The following is a 20252-nucleotide window of genomic DNA, read 5'->3' as shown; positions in this document are numbered from 1 at the left end:
GGGGTGTTTTTAATGGAAGATAAAAATTTAAAACGTTGACGTTTTTATTGATTTTGTTCAGTTTTCAATGTTCAATTCGTTTATTCCGTCTCTCCGACAGCTAAAATAGTATATCATTAACCCTAATTCTTTGTCAACGAATTTTTATTTTTTTATACGTTGAGCCTAGAACTTTTTTGCTTGCATATTTTCAAAAGCTAGTGAACTTTCATGATTTACAATATATGAAATAAATATTGAAGATTTGCCGCCGTTTCAGCGACGAATAATAATATAACATGCACTTAATGTCACGACAATAGTTTTTTTGTTTTTCTTTTATTTCTTTTGACACGCAACGCTATTCCATTCAAATAGCGTTGTTTATACAGATTAAATGATAATGATTTCTTAAAATAGCACCTTTTTTTCTGTTTCTTCTATAATATTAGTTAACCTTCCTGCCCTGGCACAAGACTGCTTGGCCGCTCTCCATGCTTATGCGAATACTGATCTTTCTGTAATGAACAAAAAAACAAGCGCAATTCTTCCCTAGGGAAGAATTGCGCTTGTTATGTAGTTCATACAAAACAAAGGTATGATCAGCAGGAAGCCATTGGGATGATCAGCCTTGCTCAGCCTCTTGAAACGCAGCGGCTACTTTTTCAAACTCCTCATCATCTTCAATAACGGTTAACTGATCAACACTTTCTCCCTTCAAAAAAAACACATTGATGTCCTCGTCTGAGGCTTCGTTAAGCTCTTCCACCAAACTAACGGCTGCATATTGAGTTCCATCAATTTTTAATGTTCCAAGCACTTCAATTTCTTCTTCTTGGTCATTTTCATCTGCCAGCGTAAAAATGTCGCCTACTTGAATTTCTTCCACACTAATTCCTCCTCTGTTTTCGTTAACGGGTTCATTCCTGCAAATAGTATCTCCACCAGGCCATTGTTTATCTCTTCCCATTTGTTCCAGCGTGCGCAAAACAAATGGGGACAACATATTTATACCCTTTTTAAAAGAAAGTCTTACTTTTCATCCGAATTTTCTTCTGCTTTTTTCGCTTGTGAAAGCACCTTCCAATAGTAGACAATCAGCAAAATAAAAAGCAGAGCAAAAATAAATCCTTCAGCAGGCCTCATAGTCGAAAACGGATTGATTATGTGGCTTATAGAAATTTTCACGCCATATCCTTGAATGATATCCAGCAGCAGCATTAAGCCAAATAACGTCACTGCCACTAATACCGGAACACCAATCATTTTCAAAGCAACGTTCTTCATTATTATTTACCCAGCCTCTCGATTGTTATTTCGTCGCCAGCTGCTTTTTTTGTTTCTTTTTATTTCTTAATATAGCACCCACTAGCAAAAGAAGCGGAAAAATCACTTGAAACGGCAAATGCAGATACAGCGGCACAACATCCAGCCCTTCCCGGATATGCTCCGGAAAATTGCCCGCTATCCCTATAGATAGGAACAACGTAATAAGTCCCAAGGGGAACACAAGGTGAGATGATTCTTTCACCTTAAATAAACTCGCTGCCCCCATAATGGCTACATAAACGAAAATCGTGATTTTAAAGAATCCACCGATTATGACACCAATCATAAAAAATACATCCAGACGCTCCAGAAATTCTGCAAGCTGAATCGTTTGTATAGTGGATAGAAGTGGAAATTGCGAACGTGAAAGCAAACTAAAACCAAGAACACTTAAATTGATCGCCATTGTGACTGACAGAATCAGCCCGCTAATAAGCACAGCATAGAGTCCTACACGTTTTGCTTTTTTCAATTGGGTTAAATACGGATAAATCATGGTAAAAACAAGAATCTCGCCAAAAGGAAAAGTTACGGACTCTCCCATTGCTTTCAACAGCGTGATCGGTTTCTCCTCAAAGACGGGCTGCAAATTCCTTGTATCAATAGAGCCGTTGAATACAAGAAGGATAAAAGAAGTGACCGCAAGGATAGCTACAACAGTGAAAAGAATTTCTCCTGTTCTTGCCAGCGCCTCGATGCCTTTTCTAACCGTATAAACAACCAGAACCATCCATAATAAGTTAATAATAAATAAAGGGGTTTCCGGGTATGCGAATATAACCAGCATTTCTCCAAAGTCCCGCAGTACTCGGGCAGCAAGATAGAAAAGATACAAAACATATAAAAACGCGAAAATCTTTCCGAGGACAGGCCCCCAAATTTTTGGCATATATTCTGTCGGTACAAGTCCTGGATAGTAAGAGCCCACCTTATAATATAGTAAAAATAAAAGTAAGCCCCCCGCCATACCGCCCAGAATCGCCAGCCAGGCATCCTGTTTTGCTGTTAGCCCTACCGGAATGATAATAGAGCTCCCCAGTTGAAATAGCACCATAAGCACAAACAGCTGGCGGGGACTAATTTTTGCTTTCTCCATCGCCCTTCACTTCCTTTTTATTCCTTTCCATTTTTCATTTCTGATAGGTAGGAATTATTTCTTAAGCCTGTTCGGCGGATAAATGTTTCCACTGATACATCTACAGCCAAATGAGGGAAGATTTCATCCTCCCACTTCTTTTCAACTTTTTTCCACTCTTTTGGTTCAGCACGGTGGAATACCTCCCCAAATCCAAAGATATCTGCTTTCCTCTTTTTTGTGTGACGGATAGATGTTTCAATTTCCTTCTTGACCTGTTTTCCTATATCCTTTTCTATTTTTTCCAGCGTTTTTGGATCTTTCAAGTTAATGGGCACCGTTACTTCCCCAATATCGCCTTCCATATGAATATGAACGGAAATATGCGGTTTTCCGTTTTTCATATCTGCTGATACATTTGTTTTTTGACGGACCACACGATAAGAGAGGGCATCTTTTTGACCTGCCCAGGCTGTTGTGATGGTCGTGCTCTGAAGCCGGTCCATAACCCAAAGGACGCTTCTCGCATCTGTGCCCTCAATCCAGCCCACTAATTTCCCGTTTTTAAAGACGGCATTGCCGTCTGCCACAATAGGCGATGGCATCTCGGTTGCTTGAAGGCTCTCCTGCTTAGTTCCTGCTTTTGGATCACCTTTTACTGTAAAGCCGCTGATCATCGGCTCGCGGCCAGGAGATACAAGAGCGTTAATAACTTCTTCCAAATCAATATCTATATTTTCTCCCAATGCCTTTTCTGTTGATTCCAATGTCTGCATGATTTTTTGGGAGGGGACTTTATCCAGCGCAGCCAAGGTCGTGACGAGATCCTTTGCCTTTACACCATGCGCAATTACAACTGACGTCGTTACACGGAATTGGGAACCCCTGTCAAATGCCTCTAATACAGGCGCAATGCCTTCTTTTTTGGCTAACTCTTCACTAATAACTACAAGATTGGTGTGGGAGTAATACGGTTCCCGTGATATTTTCCTTGACATATTCCCATGAACTTCCATAATCGTATCACCCGTAGCCGTATAAACAGCAACAGGCGGGCTTTGGCCTCCGCCTCCTCCCTGCAGACCGCCGGCAATATTCCCCGGGTTAAAGAATTGGTAGGAAGCCTCATATTGCCCTTCTTCGTTCCGGTCAATTGCTACGGCAGCCACCATCGCTATATCCGTCAGCTGCCTTTCACTCCAACAGCCTGATGTAAAAACAGATAAACTAGCCAGTATTCCAAACAGAAAAGTGCGCTTACGACTCATTCTGATTCCCCTTTTCTGTGCTTTCGCTTTTAATCGTCCTTGGTTGAGGAGGAGCCGGCATTTGGTTTTCCGCCTCACGCTTAACGTTGTTAGAACTGAAAAGGCTTGGACGCTTTTTCGTTGCCCACCATGGTGCGCGAATAAGGGTATCGCCATTTTCAACAGGTCTGAATGGGCCGAGTGGCGCCATGTATGGAACACCAAATGAGCGTAAGCTGCATAAATGAACGGTCATCATAATTAAGCCAATGATAATACCGTAGAAGCCGAATGCAGCAGCAAGCCCCATAAAAATAAATCGCAGCAGGCGTACAGAGATAGCAACGGCGAATGAAGGCGTGGCAAAACTCGCGATCGCTGTAATGGCTACAACAATAACCATTGGCGGCGAGACAATACCGGCCTGTACAGCAGCCTGGCCAATAACAAGACCTCCGACAATAGATACGGTTGATCCAATCGCTTTAGGCAGCCGTAAACCAGCTTCCCGCAAAACTTCAAAGGCCAGCTCCATAATTAACGCTTCAATAACAGCCGGAAAAGGAACCGTCTCCCGCTGGGCAGCTATGATCAGCACTAATTGTGTCGGTATCATCTCTTGATGAAACGTGGTGGCGGCAATATACACGGCTGGCCCAATAAGGGAAATAAAAAAAATAAAAATCCGTAAAAAGCGGGTGAATGTCGCAATATCGAAGCGGAAATAATAATCATCAGGAGTTTGGAAAAATTGTATAAAAACAACGGGTACCAATAGAACAAACGGTGTACCGTTGACAAAAATAGCCACACGTCCTTCCAGCAGGTTTCCAGCGATTACATCTGGCTTTTCCGTATGATAAATTTGTGGAAATGGGCTGGCCGGCTGGTCTTCAATCAACTGTTCAATATAGCCTGATTCCAAAATGCTGTCGATTTTTATTTTCTTTAATCTTTTTTTGACCTCTTGCACAACATCGTGATCGACGATGTTATTTAGATACATAATTGAAACATTTGTATTGGTCTGGGTGCCTATTTTCATCGATTCTACCCATAAATCCGGCGTTCTAATGATTCTGCGGACCATCGAAATGTTTGTGGAAATGTTTTCGGTGAAGGCCTCTTTTGATCCCCGGATTACGTTTTGAGTAGTTGGCTCTGAAATCGAACGGCCTTCGCCGCCCTGTGTACTTGCAACAGTAAATGCTTTGTCAGTTCCATCAATAAAGATGAGTGTTGCCCCGACCAATAAAGATTCGAGCAGCTTACTCCATTCCGTTTGTTTTTTTACACCACCCATAGGGATTACCAGGTCGTATATGTTATCCAGCATTTCCGGCTTTGTTTCATTTTGTGAAGAAGATTGATACTGCATCAACGATTCGATCAAAAAGTCGTTTAATAATTGGTTATCCACCAATCCCTGTACGTAAATCACAGCCGCCTTTGCTTTTGAAGAACCGATTTTTAATTCACGAATGATGATATCGGGACTATTCCCGAATTTTTGCTTCACTAAAGAGAGATTGTCCTGTAAGTTGCTCGTTATCGACCCAGGCATCGGGTCAACTGGCTGTGACTGGTTTGGTGCTGCTTGTTTTTTGCCTTTAAAAAATGGGGACATAGCGCTGCCGACCTTTCTGCTCTTTTTATCTTCAGATTTGCCTAAAAAAGAATTTTTATACGTATCTTTTCTCAAGCTTTATAGGCCGGCTGCCCCCCTGAAATGAGTCATGTACTAAATTCGTTACATGCTAAATGAAAAATAAAAAAGTAAGTGGAGTTGAAAAACAATAGAGAGGAGCAACGAAGAACAAACATTGTAGATTGATTTTTCTTGGGAGTAAGAGAATAAACCGGGAAAATTCTGCTTTTATTCGATAGCCAAATCGGCCACTGGAAACTTCAAATCTTTCCCTTAACACTCAATTAATATCCTTTATTTCCCTTAAAATAATATTTATCGTCTTTAGTCTATGCTAAGTGTATAAACTCTCACATTATAAATATTAAAAGAGACCCTCCAATCAATTGCCTAAGAAACCAAGGGTGATCTGGACTTTTTATATAACCAGAATTTATTTTTATTCAGTTTTTTTAGAAAATACCGAATAAATAAACAAGTCATTCTGTATTGACAATTTAACTTTGCGTCTAATAATATGTAATATATTATACAGATTGTTAGAATCGCCAGGACCATAGCTGCTTTCTGTATATACCGCACGATCATATTAAAACAGGAAATAATTGTTTTTTTTATATATTTTTCCTAAAAAGAACTTATTATTATCGTTACATAGGCGGTTTTTTTACGTCCCGTTAGGTTATTCACAATGACGTAAGGGATAAACAGCTTTATAGGTACGGATAAAAGGAGGAAATGAAATGGAGCAATTTATATCAACTCTAGTCGGGCAGATCAATGAGCTTTTATGGTCTAACATTCTGATTATTCTGCTTGTTGGAACGGGTCTTTATTTTACCTTCCGCTCACGCTTTTTACAGTTCCGTCTTTTAAAGGAAATGGTGTCTGTTCTAAAAGAAGGAAAAACAAGTGGTGCTAAGGGCCTTTCGCCGTTCCAGGCGTTTTGTATTAGTATGGCAGCGCGTGTAGGAACAGGTAATATTACCGGTATTGCGATCGCCATTGCCCTTGGCGGCCCGGGAGCGATCTTCTGGATGTGGGTGATCGCGCTGATCGGAGCTACGTCCGGCTTTGTAGAAAGTACGCTGGCTCAGATCTACAAAGTGAAAGACAATGAAGGCTTCCGTGGCGGCCCTGCCTACTATATGGAAAGAGGCTTGAAGAAACGCTGGATGGGTGTCCTTTTTGCGATTCTTATTACTTTGTCATTCGGTCTTGTGTTTAATGCCGTACAGTCAAATACGATTACAGTTGCATTTGAAAATTCATTCGGTATAAACCGTCTGATGCTTGGTATTATCATGACGATCGCTTTTGCCATTATTATTTTTGGGGGCATTAAGCGGATTGCTAAAGCATCAGAATACATCGTGGTTGTATTAGCTGTTCTTTATATCGGTGTAGCTCTTTTTATCACCATTATGAACATTAGTGACGTACCAGGCGTTTTAGCTCTTATTGTGAAAAGTGCCTTTGGACTTGAACAAGCAGTCGGCGGAACGTTTGGCGCCATTATTATGAATGGTGTAAAACGTGGATTGTTCTCTAATGAAGCCGGAATGGGAAGTGCACCAAATGCAGCAGCTGCTGCTGTAACAAGCCACCCTGTTAAGCAGGGACTTATTCAAGCTTTAGGTGTTTTAATTGACACAGGCATCATTTGTACAAGCTCTGCCTTTATTGTTCTGCTTTCTCCGGTATATAAACAAACCGACCTAAGCGGAATTGAATTGACACAAGCATCACTGGCTACACACATCGGTTCATGGGCACCAGGATTTTTAGCTTTCATGATTCTCTTGTTTGCTTTCAGTACACTAATCGGCAACTATTACTATGGTGAAACAAACATTGAATTTTTAAATACAAGCAAAATGTGGTTAATGGTATACCGTTTAGCGGTACTAGGCATGATTCTTTTCGGCGCTGTAGCCAAAGTACAGCTTGTATGGGACCTTGCCGACTTGTTTATGGGCTTCATGGTTATCGTCAACTTGATTGCCATTTTGCTTCTATCTAAAATTGCTTTCTCCGCTTTAAGCGATTATACAGCACAAAGAAAAGCCGGGAAAAACCCGCAATTTTACAAAGATACGATTAAAGATCTGGATGGAGTCGAATGCTGGCCTTCTTCCAAAGAAAAGTAACTATATGTAATTGAGATTTGTTTTTTGGTATATTAAACAGCCGCTCTTCTTTCTAAGAAGAGCGGCTGTTTTTTTATCACGCGGCGTCTCAGAAGCCTGATGCAGCTCCATCTCCCCGGGGATCTGCCCCGCCAAACATTACCTTCGTGTCCGGGTCGATTAAAATGGCGCCTGCATGCCCCATTGTATCGCTGAAGTCTTCAACAAATTCAAGCGAATGCCCTTTATCTTTCAACTGCTCCACTACTGTTTCAGGAATTCGCGCCTCTACTTTTAAGCTGTTAGAATCAGATCCCCACGTGCGCCCATACAGCCACCGCGGTGCTTCAATAGCGGCTTGAACGCTATATCCGTAATCAACAATCCGAGTGACGATCGCTGCCTGTGTCTGCGGCTGTCCTTCACCGCCCATTGTGCCGTAAACAAGGTAAGGGGCGCCGTTTTTAAACAGCATGGCTGGGTTTAACGTATGAAATGTTCGCTTATTAGGCTCGAGCCGGTTGATATGTGCGGGGTCCAGTGAGAAGAAGCTTCCCCGGTTTTGCAATGTTACACCTGTTCCCTCTGGAATAATTCCAGAGCCGAAATCATGATAAATACTTTGAATAAAAGAAACCGCATTTCCTTTTTTGTCTACCACGCCCAGCCAAACGGTATCTCCTTTCGGCTCAAGCTGTTTGTTTAAATGATTAGCACGTGTAAAATCAATTTGCGCTGCCAGCTGTTCTCCCCGTTCAACCGACAGCAGTTTCCGGAGTGGAATATGAAGAAATTCTGGATCTGTCAGCCATTCATCCCGATCAGCAAATGCCAGCTTAGTCGCTTCGACCAGTAGATGATAATACTCCGCGGATCCCTCCTCAATAAAACGAAGATCAAACTGATTTAAAATATTTAAAATTGAGAGCGACGCAAACCCTTGTGTGTTAGGCGGTAAGTTGTAAGCAGTATAGCCCCGGTAGTTGACCGAAATAGGCCGCACCCAATCGGAGCGATGTCGCTGAAAATCTTCCATGGTCAAGAGACCGCCGTTTTCCTGAACCTCTTTGACAATTTGTTCACCGATTCTTCCGTTGTAAAGAACCTGGCTGCCTTCTTTGGCAATGGCCTCAAGCGTTTGAGCCAAATCCGGCTGCTTCATGACTTCTCCTGTCCTGTAAGCCGTCCCATCTTCTTTTAAAAAGGTTTCTCGAAACCCTTTGAATCGCTGAAGGTTTCTAAATTCTTGATCATGTGCATCTAAATTGACGTTCGTCCAGTACTCCTGGCTAGGCGTAACAGGAAATCCATGTTTTGCATAAGAGATCGCTGGAGTCAAAAGCTCTTCCCAAGACAAGCTTCCTTCCATATGCTTTTTTGAATACTCGTACGCTTCTTCCCACCCGGCGACTGCTCCTGGAACGGTCAGTGCAGCCAAATACCCGCGGGAAGGAATAGAAGAGAGGCCTTGATTACGATAAAAGTCAATGGTTGCATGCTGCCCAGCGCGCCCGCTGCTGTTTAATGCGTTGATCTCTTTTGTTTTTTCATTGGAAATCAGCCAGAAATTATCTCCACCGATGCTGTTCATATGAGGGTATACAACGGATAAAGTAGAAGCGACAGCAATTGTAGCCTCAATGGCATTTCCTCCTTTTTGTAAAACAGCGAGGCCCGCCTGGGTAGCCAGATAATGAGGTGTACTTACCATACCGTTAGAAGCTAGCGTAGTTGGGCGATAAGAATGCGTCCTTTGACTTGACATACAAAAAACCCCCTTTTATGAATATATGTATATGTGGCTTATACAAAGCTACACACGCTGTTATGTATCTGAACTTATGTGAAAAATCAGTGTCTTGATTGCTATAGCGTTACAGCTATTAAACTACAGCAGGAAGCATTTGGAATGATTTATGTAAGAAAATGTAACATATTTTATTAAATACCAGGAAATTAGCTTTCTGATCCCCTTATCAAGCCTGGGTCAGCCAAGCTCAACATGAAAAAACGGCTCTTAACAAATGTTAAGAGCCGTTTTTTCATGTTGATTTTACTCGATATACAGCCGGATGCGTTCCAGGCTGTTTTTCCAATTATCCCGCAGGGCTTCTTTTGCCTGGGCTGGATTTTTTCTTTTCAACGCATCAATAATTTGCTTATGCTCCTCATAGGAGGAAAGTTTTCTGACGTTTAAACGAAAATAATGAAGTTCCATTCTTTTAATTTTTACCTTTACACCTTCAAGTATTTTCGTCAGCTCTGCATTACCTGAAAGCTGAATAATCTTATTGTGAAACTGGTTGTCTGCCTGGATAACCGCAAGCTTGTCGTCATCGCTGCGAAGTATTCGATAAAAGCGTTCATTAAGTGCTTCTAGTTCCGCAATATCTTTTGAAGAAATAAGCGCTGTACCCTGTTCTAAAGCCAGACATTCAAGGGTCCAGCCAATAGAGTAAATATTTTCTGCTTCTACAGGGTTAATAGGCGCTACCTGCGTCCAGCGATTTGCTTTTGTAACAACTAACCCTTCATCTTCAAGCTTAAGCAGTGCTTCTCGGACAGGTGTCCGGCTAATCCCCAGCACTTCTGACAACTCTTGATCCTTCAACTTTGCATCCGGTTCCAATTTTCCAAGTACAATCCATTCCTGAAGTGTGTTATAGGCTTCATCCCGCATGAATGTACGTTTAACTTTTTTTATCTCGTTTTTATCTATGTTCAACGTAAAACGCCCCCAGTTTATCGCATTGCATAACCTATGTATCCATCTCTTTAAGAAAGAATAATAATGGACCTCTATTTTATCTGCTATAGCGGAGAGTGGGCCTTCCTAATTATAAGACGAAACAAACCCCTATTTTATTCTTTTTATATGATATGTAATATACCACATCTTGTTTGGCAATCAAGCTATTTTTGTTCTTCAATATTTTAAACACTATTGTTTTTCCATTAAGAAGCGATGGTTATATCTATGTCTCTCTTATTTGCAGTATAAGCTCTCTATTCTCTTTCTGCTTAATTTCCCTCCCTTATCGTTTGAATGTAACATAAATACATGTTAGGCTATATTTAAGTAACATAAGAGGTGAAAAAAGTGGAGTTTGTCAACCCAATCAAAAATGAACAGGACATCCAACTAATGAAGACTGTATTAAAAGAACGCTCCAGCCGAGATTTTGTTTTATTTGTTCTAGGTATTAACACAGGGCTTAAAATTAGTACCCTTTTGTCTTTAAAAGTGAATCAGCTCGTAGAGGCATCCGGTGCCGTTCAATCTTTTCTATTAATAGAAGGCCAAAAAATTTACATTAATGGTCAGGTAAAAGCAGCTTTGTCTTTTCATTTGGAGCAAACAAAGCCGCCGCTTGACAGCTATCTGTTCAAATCTCCTAAAAGTGATGCTCCGATCACACGGCAGCAGGCATACCGCGTCATCAATGAAGCTGCCCGAAAAGTGGGGATTGCCGATCAAATTGGCACCCATACTTTGCGGAAAACGTTTGGCTATCATGCTTACTTAAAAGGAGTAGCCATCTCTCTTATTCAAGAAAGATTTCACCATGCTTCTCCGTCTGAGACGTTCCGCTATATTGGAATGGATGAAAGGGATCAGAAGATCGATGTGAACCTGTAAAGAACGCACAAAAAAGCCCCCAGAAGGAGAGCATGCTCTTTTCTGAAGGCCTTCCATGCGATTTAGTTTTCAAATTTTTCTTCTTTGATTGAAGAGTGAATCGATGTTGGTTCCGTAATCCGTTCATCTGTCACATGAAGCTGGCACGTCTTGTTTTCTTTAATGTATGTGAATACTCCGTTGTTAAAATCCGTACCGGTTTCTTTATAAAAAATTCCTTCATGAATCACATGGTCTGAGTGCGTAAAGGTGATTCGATGTCCATCTTCTTCTTTTACGAGATACGCTCTTGTACCATTTTCAAAAAGATTTTCGTTGTCTTCGACAGACCTGTCGATGGACACAATATGAAAATCAACAAATGAAATTTCACGCAGCAGTGTATTTACAAAAGAACCCTTTTTAATTTCTTGCCAGCGGCTCTGCGGAGACTGTCCCAAAATAATCTGGGTAATATTCAGCTCACGGGCCACTTCTGCGATCACTTTTGCGGCCGGCCTCTTTTCATTGTAGCGAATCATAAACTCTTCCGCCCCTAGTTCTTCGGCAAGAACTTTCCATTCTTGGATGTACGCCGCTTTGTCCGCGCCTACTTCGTCTTTCGGAGACGGATCAACCGTTAAGATATAAAGCGGGCAATCCAGCATATCGGCAATTTTACATCCACGTTTAATAAGCCGCTCACCGTTTGGGCCATAATAGGCACATACTAATATACTTTCATCCATACGGGCTCTTGCTTTTTTCATAACCGTTTCACCTCTAGTATGATTTCCTGCTCCATTCGCCCGGAAACGTTTAAAACCGGGCTGAAAAAAGGAAAGAACCATTTTCTCACTTATCTCTAGTTAGGATAAAGGTCTATCCCGAAATTTTCAACCCCTAATCCAGGAATCTGGGCACTTTTCCTTTTAAAAGGCTTTTGTCTTTTTTTAAAACTGATTGCGTTTATTTACTAAGTCAGGAGGGATTTATTTGACACTGATTCATCTGTTTGTTCTCGTTCCGATCTTGTCAGCGCTGCTGATCCCCTTTATCGGAAAATGGTTTCCGAAACTTCATCTTGGCTGGGCCGCTCTTTTTGTTCCCGTTTTATTATTTGTTTGTTTTTGTACAGCCATTCCGAAAGTGGCGGCTGGGGGACCCGTCTTTGGGTCGGTGAGCTGGTCACAGGCATTGGATCTTGCTTTTTCCGTGCATCTAGACGGACTCAGCTTAATTTTCACGCTGCTCATTACCGGCATTGGCAGCTTGGTCGTTCTTTATTCGATTTTTTATCTATCAAAAGAGCGGGAGTCTCTCTCTCACTTTTACGCCTATCTGCTTTTGTTTATGGGCGCGATGCTCGGGGTCGTTCTCTCAGATAACATGATCATGCTGTACATATTTTGGGAACTGACTAGTATTTCATCTTTCCTGCTCATCGCTTTTTGGTTCCGGCGGAAAAAATCTCGCTACGGGGCGCAAAAATCTTTTTTAATTACGGTTGGCGGCGGGCTTTTTATGCTGGTCGGCTTTATCATGCTGCATGTCATAACAGGGACAAACAGTATACAAGAAATCATTACCATGGGTGATTCTATCCGGGAACACGCGTTGTTTGTGCCAGCGCTCGTTCTGATTTTAATTGGCGCATTCACCAAGTCCGCCCAATTCCCTTTTCATATCTGGCTCCCTGATGCGATGGAAGCGCCGACGCCTGTCAGTGCTTATCTTCATTCTGCCACAATGGTGAAAGCCGGCCTGTTCCTGGTCGCACGTTTCACACCTATTTTTGGCGGGGAAGCCGTTTGGTTCTGGCTGGTCAGCGGAATCGGGATGTTTACGATGTTTTGGGGTTCTTTTTCCGCTGTCCGCCAAAAAGATTTAAAAGCCCTTCTTGCGTATTCAACCATCAGCCAGCTCGGTTTGATTATGTTTTTGTTTGGAATGGGTTCTGCTGCGCTGCAGGGCGGCGCTTCCACAGAGTCTGTCATTTATACGAAAGCGATTTTTGCTGCTCTTTTCCATCTTGTGAATCATTCTACGTTTAAAGGCGCCCTATTTATGGTGGTGGGCATTGTTGACCATGAAGTCGGTACCCGGGATATCCGGAAGCTCGGCGGACTGCTGCCTTTTATGCCGGTTACGTTTACTTTAGCCGTCATCAGCAGTTTTTCTATGGCAGGACTTCCCCCGTTTAATGGTTTTTTAAGCAAAGAAATGTTTTTCACCGCCTCTTTACAGGCAGGCAGCATGAATATCTTTTCCATGGATACATGGGGACCGCTATTCCCTATTATCGCATGGACTGGCAGTGTGTTTACATTCGTTTATTCTATGTTTATTGTGTTTCGGACGTTTCTTGGTCCGTACCGCCGCGAGCGGCTGGAAAAAACCCCTCATGAAGCACCGCTGGGTATGTTGATTTCTCCGATTGTGCTTTGTGCGATCATCGTAACGTTATTTTTTGTTCCAAATGGGCTGAGTCATTACCTGCTGGCTCCGGCCGTGCACAGCATTCTTCCTTCTTATCAAGGCATGGAAGGTTTGATTCCGCATATTTCAGCCTGGCACGGTTTTAACCCGGAACTGCTTATGACAGCAGGTGTAGTCGTAATTGGTGCACTGTTGGCGAGAATGTACCGCGCCTGGCAGGATGTGTATGAGCTCTTTCCGGCAAGCCGGAGTCTTGACCGCGGTTATCAGTGGCTGCTGACCGGAAGTGAAATAGGCTCAAAAAAAGTAACCAATCTCTATATGACTGGATTTTTGCGCCATTACTTGTATTATATTTATGGCTTTTTGATTTTCTTGACGGGCGGCACTCTTCTTTTTTCAGGAGGGCTTTCCCTTCGTTTTTCTCACGATGTCCCTGCTGCTCCATATGAAATGCTGCTCGTGCTCATTATGGCAGCAGCAGGCGTCGGCATTCTTTTTACCAAGTCACGGATGACGGCCGCGCTGCTTAATGGCATCCTTGGATACTCGATTGCAATTTTCTTTGTGCTTTTTCGGGCACCCGATCTTGCTTTAACACAGCTCGTGGTAGAAACCGTTACAACCGTTTTGTTTCTGCTTTGCTTTTATCATCTGCCGGAATGGCCAAAAGAAGATCGTTCCTTTAAAGTACGTGTCCCTAAAATACTTATCTCTATCGGTATGGGTACGTTAACAGTGCTGCTTGCTCTTTCGGTACAAGGAAATAAATTATTCGATTCAATTTCTTCTTACTTTGAAGATTCTTATGATCTTGCAGGCGGTCGTAATATTGTGAATGCTATTTTAGGAGATTTCCGGGCGTTTGATACGATGCTTGAAGTTGTTGTGTTATTCATTGCCGGAGTGGGCGTCTATACGCTGGTGAAGCTGAAAATACCGAAAGGAGCGGATGATCATGAGAGAAAATGATTTGATTTTACAAACAGTCTCAAAAGTTGCCGTCTTTATTATTCTGACTTTCGGTGTATACCTGTTTTTAGCCGGACATCATCATCCGGGAGGCGGTTTTATCGGCGGGCTGACTCTTTCATCCGCTTTCGTTCTTTTATATTTAGCGTTTGATGTAGAAACCATTAATAAAGGCCTTCCTTTTGATTACAAAAATGTCGCTGCGCTCGGTGTGATCATTGCCACTCTTACCGGCACAGGTTCTTTGCTGTTTGGCAGCTCTTTTTTAAGCCAGACGTTTGCTTATTTTAACCTCCCTATTTTCGGTAAAACAGAGCTTGCGACCGTCATGTTGTTTGAGTCCGGAGTGGCGCTCGGTGTAATCGGCGTAGTGGTCACGATTATTATCAGTATTAGTGAGGATGTGTAAGATGGAAACCATGATTATTCTTTTAGTTGGCGTTCTTGTTTCAACAGCCACCTATCTGCTGCTTTCTAAAAATATGATTCGAATTGTGCTTGGAACCGCCATTTTATCACACGCTATTCACCTGCTGCTCATGACAATGGGCGGACTGAAACAAGGCAGCGTTCCTATTTTAGGCGACCAGGCCGATACCTACACAGATGCCCTGCCCCAGGCGTTGATCTTAACAGCCATTGTCATCAGTTTTGCAGTGACCGCTTTTTTTCTCGTTCTTGTATATCGTACGTATCAAACGACCGGTGCCGATAATCTGTACGATTTGAAAGGGCCTCACGATGAATAACATATTGGTTTTTCCGATGATTGTGCCGATTTTAGCGGCCATGCTGCTTCTTTTCTTTCGGTCAAACCGCTCCATTCAGCGCTGGGGCAGCGTTGGAGCGATGGCGGCCGTGTTCTTGATCAGCATGTGGATTCTGCAGCAAGTGATGCGCCGCGGTATCCTCCGGCTCGACTTTGGTGAATGGCTGCCTCCGTTTGGGATTACCTTTGTAGCAGATATATTTGCGGTGCTGCTTGTCACAGTTTCTTCTCTTGTCACCGTTCTTTGTTTAGTGTATGCCGCTTTTGTGAAAGATGAAAAACGCGAATCTTTCTTTCTGTATCCTTTTTCACTGCTGCTCGCCGCTGGCGTAAACGGCTCGTTTTTAACGGGCGACTTGTTTAATTTGTTTGTCTGCTTTGAAGTCATGCTGCTCGCTTCTTACGCCCTGATGACACTCGGCGGGGAAAAAAAGCAGCTGACCGAAGGCATTAAATACATGCTGATTAATATTTTATCATCCTGGCTATTTTTGCTCGGGATCGCGTATCTCTATGGAACACTGGGAACTTTAAATATGGCTCATTTGTCCCTGCGGATCGCAGAGGCTGGACAGCCGCCTCTTTTAACCACGATCAGCATACTGTTTTTAGTAGTCTTCTCCTTAAAAGCCGGACTCGTTCTTTATTTCTGGCTTCCGGGCTCCTACAGCGCGCTGCCCGCAGCCATCTCCGCCCTGTTTGCCGCTCTTTTAACGAAAGTAGGTGTTTATGCGCTGTTCCGAACCTTTACCCTGCTGTTTTACCATGAGCCATCTTTTACGCATACAATCATCGGATATATGGCGGCTGCGACTATGATTGGCGGCAGTATCGGAGCACTTGCCCACCGGGATGTAAGGAAAATTGCTTCTTACAATGTAGTTATTGCGATCGGATTTATCCTGGTCGGTCTTGCTTCTTACAATGAAGCGGGGATTCAAGGCTCTATTTACTACTTGATTCATGACATTGTCATAAAAGGCCTGCTGTTTCTGCTTGTTGGAACGATTGTTCATTTAACCGGTAAATCCCGGTTTGACGAGGAAAGCGGCTTGATCGCCAACTATCCGCTGTTTGGCTGGCTTTTCTTTATTATGATTCTCTCGCTCGGCGGCATTCCTCCATTCAGTGGATTTGCAGGCAAGCTGTTCATTGGAGAAGGAGCCATCGGTGCGGGGCATTATGGATTAACGGCCGTTGCGTTTCTATCGAGCCTGTTTGTCCTGTACTCCCTTTTACGGGTGTTTCTCATTATGTTTTGGGGAGAGTCGACTATTATGTCGAAAAATCAAGTTCCTTTACCGATAGGAACACTTGCCCCCCTTCTGGCATTAGGGATTCTCACGACCGTTCTTGGGCTTGGAATGGACGTTCTTTCCCCTTATATTTCAGAAGCCGCTGATGTACTGATGAATCCTGATTTATATATTAAAGGAGCCCTGCAAAATAATTAAGGCAGGCGCTTATCAAGGAGGTGCACTCTTGTGCCGGTTCAGTTCCTATTAAATATGTTAATCGCCGTTTTATGGGTGATGTTAAAAGATGAAGACAGCTTTGAGCTTGATACGTTTGCCGGCGGTTTTCTGCTTGGCCTTGTGATTATTTTTTTGATGCACCGATTTTTCGGTACGCCTTTTTACTTGAAACGTGCCTACTCCATGCTGAAACTGTTTCTTATTTTCAATTATGAGCTCTGGACATCCAGCCTTATCATCATGAAGCAAATTTTAATTCCGGGCGTGACTTTTGAGCCCGGTACGTTCTCGTATCAAACAAAACTTAAAAGTGAATGGGAAATAACCTCTCTTGCGCTTCTGCTTATGCTGACGCCCGGCTCTACCGTTCTGCGCATTTCGCCTGAGGGAAATGAGTTTTTTATCCATGCAATGGACATGAAGAAAACGAAGCCGATGGTTTTGCAATCTATTCAAACGTACGAAAAAATTATTTTGGAGGTGACCCGGCCATGATCTATTCTATTTTCACCGCGGCGGTTGTGCTTTTCAGCCTGGCGATCGGCCTTTGTCTTCTTCGTATCCTTAAGGGGCCTACATTGCCGGACCGAGTCGTCGCATTTGATGTGATCGGTGTTAATTTAATGTCAATGGTAGCTGTTCTTAGTGCCCTGCTTCAAACGAAAGCTTATTTAGAAGTGATTTTAATTATTGCGATCCTTGCCTTTATCAGCACAGTCGCTTTTTCAAAATACATGGAAAGAGGGATCATTATTGACAGAAAACCAAATCGTTGAGCTGGCTGCAGCGTTGATGGTCCTGCTTGGCGGCATTATCGCCCTGATCAGCGCTTATGGCGTTTTAACTCTTCCTGATGTGTACACACGCTCACATGCCGGAACCAAAAGCGCTACACTCGCTGTTCTGCTGGCGCTGACCGGCGTATTTATTTATTTTTGGTCGACAGAACATTATATTAGTATTCGTCTTGTTCTGGGCATTGTGTTTTTATATTTAACTGCACCGGTAGCTGGACACCTCATTTGCCGGGCTGCTTATAATTCAGAAGCAAAAATGGTAGAGGATCCGGTGGAAAGCAGCTTGAAAAATATAACCGAGACGGATCATGAAAACCCCACTCATTAAAAAAGACGGCTCCAATGCCTGTTTAACCAGACATTGGAGCCGTCTTTTCTTGTTTCTTAAATAAATAAATCGACGATTAATACCCTTTCAAAAACGACAAAAGCCAAAATGGCTTCCATGACTGTGCATGTTTTGAATAGGTGGGCCGACGATATGTCGAGAACTCTTTTATTAGACAGAAACCCGAGTTGTTTATATGCAGAAACATTAGTGTGAAATTCCTGGCGGCAATTTTGGATTTAAGAAACTGTATTAAGGATTACATTTATATGAAATGTATATGAGTATACGAATATATTTGTATATCTGTATTTTTGTATACGAGTATACTCCCATTAATCAATAGAGTATTGTTCTGTTAACGCATTAAGCTCCCGGCTTAGGTTTGTCATAGCTTCAGCTGAAAGGGTCAGCTGAGCGATAGCTTGAACTTGTTCATCAATAGATGCAGTAATTTCTTCTATTGATGCTGCTGTCTGCTCTGAAACGTAAGACGCTTTTTTGACAGCTTCAGAAATGTCTTTGCTTTGCATCATCACTTTTTGCAGTTCGCTGTTTAATAATTGAACCCCCTCGGCTGTCTGATAGATCACTTCCGAAATGCGGGAAAAGCCTTCTTCCGTTCCTTTTACAGCTGCGTCAAGCTGCTGTGAACGATCAATGGTTTGGGATACGGCCAGTACCGTTTTTTCTGTCTCTGCTTCAATGCCCAGAATCATTCCTTGAATCTGCTTGGTGGATTGATTAGACTGTTCGGCCAGCTTTCTTACTTCGCTCGCTACGACCGCAAAACCTTTTCCATGTTCACCTGCCCTTGCTGCTTCAATGCTTGCATTAAGAGCCAGTAGATTTGTTTCAGCCGCTATGCTTTCAATCGTATCTGTAATACGCGAGATTTCCGTAATTTTCAGGTATAAACTAGAAATGTTTTTGCTTACTTCATTTGAAGAGAACAGGGACTCTTCGTTTGATTGTTTGAGCTGGCGAACCATTGCCTGACCCTGTGATACGGCTTTTTGCGAGTGTTCTGTCATTTCTTTAATTTGCTCATTCTGGTTATTCATTGATTGAATCGAATGATTAAGCTGATTTAAGCTGGAATTTGTCGTATCGAGGTCAGCTGCCTGCTCTACAGTACCCGAAGCAATACTTGTAATCGCTCTCCCCACTTCTTCGCTGCCTGCTGCGGTTTCTTCTGATATAGCAGATACCGAAGCTGAAGCATCAACAACTTGGCTGCTTGTTTCCTGAAGCCGGCCAACCAAATGGCGCAGCTGCTTATTCATTTCATTAAAGGATGTGCCCAGCCGGCCGATTTCATCTTTTGACTCGGGCAGCTTCTGATCATTTAGCTTCTTACTGGAAATAGCCGCAAAAGCAGCCGCAATTTGTTCCAATAGTTTGATTTTTTTACGGGATACCGCGTAAAATACGAGAATGCTGGCCGCTGTCATGCCGATTCCTGCTGCGATCATATACCATTTTAGCTTGACCAGCTCCTGATAAAATTGGTCATCGAGCACAATCATCCCAACCGACCATTGCCATGGTTCAAAGTAAGACATATACGCTGTTTTCGTTACAGGCGTTCCATCATCTAACGTATCAGGAAAGTATACATACCGGTTTTGTGCCTCTGTCTGTTTTGAAGCCCGGACCATGTTTTCCCGGTTAGTCGTATCATCCGGTATATCCCCAACCGGGTTTTTTGGATGGAGTTCGGAAGAAAAGTCCTGCCCATACGCAACAAGATAGCCGTCCTGCTTATAAAGGAAGCTTGACTGTGTGTGATCATATATATCCCCTTTTTTTGGCCCTACTAGGAGAACCCTTGCCCTCTCTTTTGCCTCTTCAAGGCTTAAAGCTCCCGCCTCAACCTGCTCGTTTAACAAAGTAAGCGTCACAAGCGAAGTTTCGACAAGATGCCCCATATCTTCTTTCCCTGCTTCGGTCAATTCTTTTTTTGTTAAATAGTAGCTTATACTGCTGACAACAAAAGCAGTGGCAAAAATCATAACTGTAATCAAGAGCATCAACTTTAAGAAAACGCTTTCTTTTCGCACCATACATCCCCCTTTTATAATGGTTCTTTTTATCTATTCTATAAGAATCGGAGACAAAAAAATAGATTATGTTCATAAATTCCACAACCTTTTTTCATTAAAAAGAAGGTTGATCTATTTTGCTTATCCTCCTCTCTTCCAAGATTTTCATATCGACCTTCATTCAAACATAAAGCGCAAAGAGTTTTTTACAAGGTTGCCAACTCCATATATATCCTTTTTATATTTTGTTTTCTCTCTTTTCATCAGTATTATAGTGATCAAATATTTTCATAATAAAACTTTCCTTTATTCATAAAATTTACCAAAAGTATTGATAATCCCCTATTTTTGTTGTAAAAATGAAATATTTCTGCAACTAAGTTGTTATACTTCCAAAATAT

Annotated in this window: 18 protein-coding genes; 9 read left to right on the top strand and 9 right to left on the bottom strand. The window is 42.4% G+C overall.

Features of this window, described 5'->3' with window-relative positions; genetic code table 11:
- Nucleotides 1-604: 604 nt before the first annotated feature.
- From L2D08_RS22535 to L2D08_RS22515, 5 genes are all read right to left on the bottom strand, one after another.
- Nucleotides 605-868 carry a DUF1292 domain-containing protein gene (locus tag L2D08_RS22535; protein ID WP_242237597.1) on the bottom strand — a complete coding sequence of 88 codons (264 nt, stop codon included), beginning with the start codon at nt 866-868 and terminating at the stop codon, nt 605-607.
- A 143-nt stretch (nt 869-1011) separates the two neighbouring features.
- The gene (locus L2D08_RS22530) at nt 1012-1266 is read right to left on the bottom strand and encodes a YczF family membrane protein (RefSeq protein WP_242237596.1); all 255 of its coding nucleotides are present in this window, start codon (nt 1264-1266) and stop codon (nt 1012-1014) included.
- A 25-nt stretch (nt 1267-1291) separates the two neighbouring features.
- Nucleotides 1292-2404: a GerAB/ArcD/ProY family transporter gene (locus L2D08_RS22525; RefSeq protein ID WP_242237593.1), complete on the bottom strand. Its 1113-nt coding sequence runs from the start codon at nt 2402-2404 to the stop codon at nt 1292-1294.
- Between the two features lie 17 nt (nt 2405-2421).
- Nucleotides 2422-3651 carry a Ger(x)C family spore germination protein gene (locus L2D08_RS22520; RefSeq protein ID WP_242237591.1) on the bottom strand — a complete coding sequence of 410 codons (1230 nt, stop codon included), beginning with the start codon at nt 3649-3651 and terminating at the stop codon, nt 2422-2424.
- A complete protein-coding gene (locus tag L2D08_RS22515) occupies nt 3641-5257 on the bottom strand; it encodes a spore germination protein (protein WP_242237590.1) in 1617 nt (538 codons plus the stop codon). The genes L2D08_RS22520 and L2D08_RS22515 overlap by 11 nt, the downstream gene beginning before the upstream one ends.
- Before the next feature lie 764 nt (nt 5258-6021).
- Here L2D08_RS22515 and L2D08_RS22510 point away from each other — a divergent pair.
- Nucleotides 6022-7428: an alanine/glycine:cation symporter family protein gene (locus tag L2D08_RS22510; RefSeq protein WP_242237587.1), complete on the top strand. Its 1407-nt coding sequence runs from the start codon at nt 6022-6024 to the stop codon at nt 7426-7428.
- Nucleotides 7429-7516: 88 nt separating this feature from the next.
- Here L2D08_RS22510 and ggt read toward each other — a convergent pair whose 3' ends face one another.
- The gene (gene ggt, locus L2D08_RS22505) at nt 7517-9172 is read right to left on the bottom strand and encodes a gamma-glutamyltransferase (protein ID WP_242237584.1); all 1656 of its coding nucleotides are present in this window, start codon (nt 9170-9172) and stop codon (nt 7517-7519) included.
- Nucleotides 9173-9460: 288 nt separating this feature from the next.
- Nucleotides 9461-10087, bottom strand: a complete 627-nt coding sequence (locus L2D08_RS22500) for a GntR family transcriptional regulator (protein WP_242237599.1) — start codon at nt 10085-10087, stop codon at nt 9461-9463.
- 420 nt (nt 10088-10507) lie between these two features.
- On the opposite strand from L2D08_RS22500, the gene L2D08_RS22495 reads away from it, so the two are divergent.
- Nucleotides 10508-11047 carry a tyrosine-type recombinase/integrase gene (locus tag L2D08_RS22495; protein ID WP_242237581.1) on the top strand — a complete coding sequence of 180 codons (540 nt, stop codon included), beginning with the start codon at nt 10508-10510 and terminating at the stop codon, nt 11045-11047.
- A gap of 62 nt (nt 11048-11109) precedes the next feature.
- Here the strand turns inward: L2D08_RS22495 and L2D08_RS22490 are convergent, their stop codons facing one another.
- On the bottom strand, nt 11110-11796 hold the full coding sequence (locus L2D08_RS22490) for a universal stress protein (RefSeq protein WP_242237579.1): 687 nt from the start codon (nt 11794-11796) through the stop codon (nt 11110-11112).
- A 226-nt stretch (nt 11797-12022) separates the two neighbouring features.
- Between L2D08_RS22490 and L2D08_RS22485 the strand changes: the two genes are divergently transcribed.
- Genes L2D08_RS22485 through L2D08_RS22455 form a run of 7 tightly spaced genes read left to right on the top strand, consistent with a single transcriptional unit; the run spans nt 12023 to nt 17806 of the window.
- Nucleotides 12023-14437, top strand: coding sequence for a Na+/H+ antiporter subunit A (locus L2D08_RS22485; protein ID WP_242237576.1), 2415 nt, complete (start codon nt 12023-12025; stop codon nt 14435-14437).
- A complete protein-coding gene (locus L2D08_RS22480; protein WP_242237573.1) occupies nt 14424-14846 on the top strand; it encodes a Na(+)/H(+) antiporter subunit B in 423 nt (140 codons plus the stop codon). The genes L2D08_RS22485 and L2D08_RS22480 overlap by 14 nt, the downstream gene beginning before the upstream one ends.
- Before the next feature lies 1 nt (nt 14847).
- On the top strand, nt 14848-15186 hold the full coding sequence (locus L2D08_RS22475) for a Na(+)/H(+) antiporter subunit C (protein ID WP_242237570.1): 339 nt from the start codon (nt 14848-14850) through the stop codon (nt 15184-15186).
- Nucleotides 15179-16660 carry a Na+/H+ antiporter subunit D gene (locus tag L2D08_RS22470; protein ID WP_242237567.1) on the top strand — a complete coding sequence of 494 codons (1482 nt, stop codon included), beginning with the start codon at nt 15179-15181 and terminating at the stop codon, nt 16658-16660. The genes L2D08_RS22475 and L2D08_RS22470 overlap by 8 nt, the downstream gene beginning before the upstream one ends.
- Before the next feature lie 30 nt (nt 16661-16690).
- The gene (locus tag L2D08_RS22465) at nt 16691-17176 is read left to right on the top strand and encodes a Na+/H+ antiporter subunit E (RefSeq protein WP_242237564.1); all 486 of its coding nucleotides are present in this window, start codon (nt 16691-16693) and stop codon (nt 17174-17176) included.
- A complete protein-coding gene (locus L2D08_RS22460; protein WP_242237562.1) occupies nt 17173-17457 on the top strand; it encodes a Na(+)/H(+) antiporter subunit F1 in 285 nt (94 codons plus the stop codon). Before L2D08_RS22465 ends, L2D08_RS22460 begins: the two co-directional genes overlap by 4 nt.
- Nucleotides 17435-17806, top strand: coding sequence for a Na+/H+ antiporter subunit G (locus tag L2D08_RS22455; protein WP_242237560.1), 372 nt, complete (start codon nt 17435-17437; stop codon nt 17804-17806). The genes L2D08_RS22460 and L2D08_RS22455 overlap by 23 nt, the downstream gene beginning before the upstream one ends.
- Nucleotides 17807-18141: 335 nt before the next feature.
- Here L2D08_RS22455 and L2D08_RS22450 read toward each other — a convergent pair whose 3' ends face one another.
- Nucleotides 18142-19869, bottom strand: a complete 1728-nt coding sequence (locus L2D08_RS22450) for a methyl-accepting chemotaxis protein (RefSeq protein ID WP_242237558.1) — start codon at nt 19867-19869, stop codon at nt 18142-18144.
- Between the last annotated feature and the right edge of the window lie 383 nt (nt 19870-20252).

The sequence above is a fragment of the Domibacillus sp. PGB-M46 genome, from assembly GCF_022668875.1.
GTDB lineage: Bacteria > Bacillota > Bacilli > Bacillales > Domibacillaceae > Domibacillus.
The sequence above is the reverse complement of the archived record's forward strand: the minus strand, read 5'-3'. Positions and strand labels throughout refer to the sequence as shown.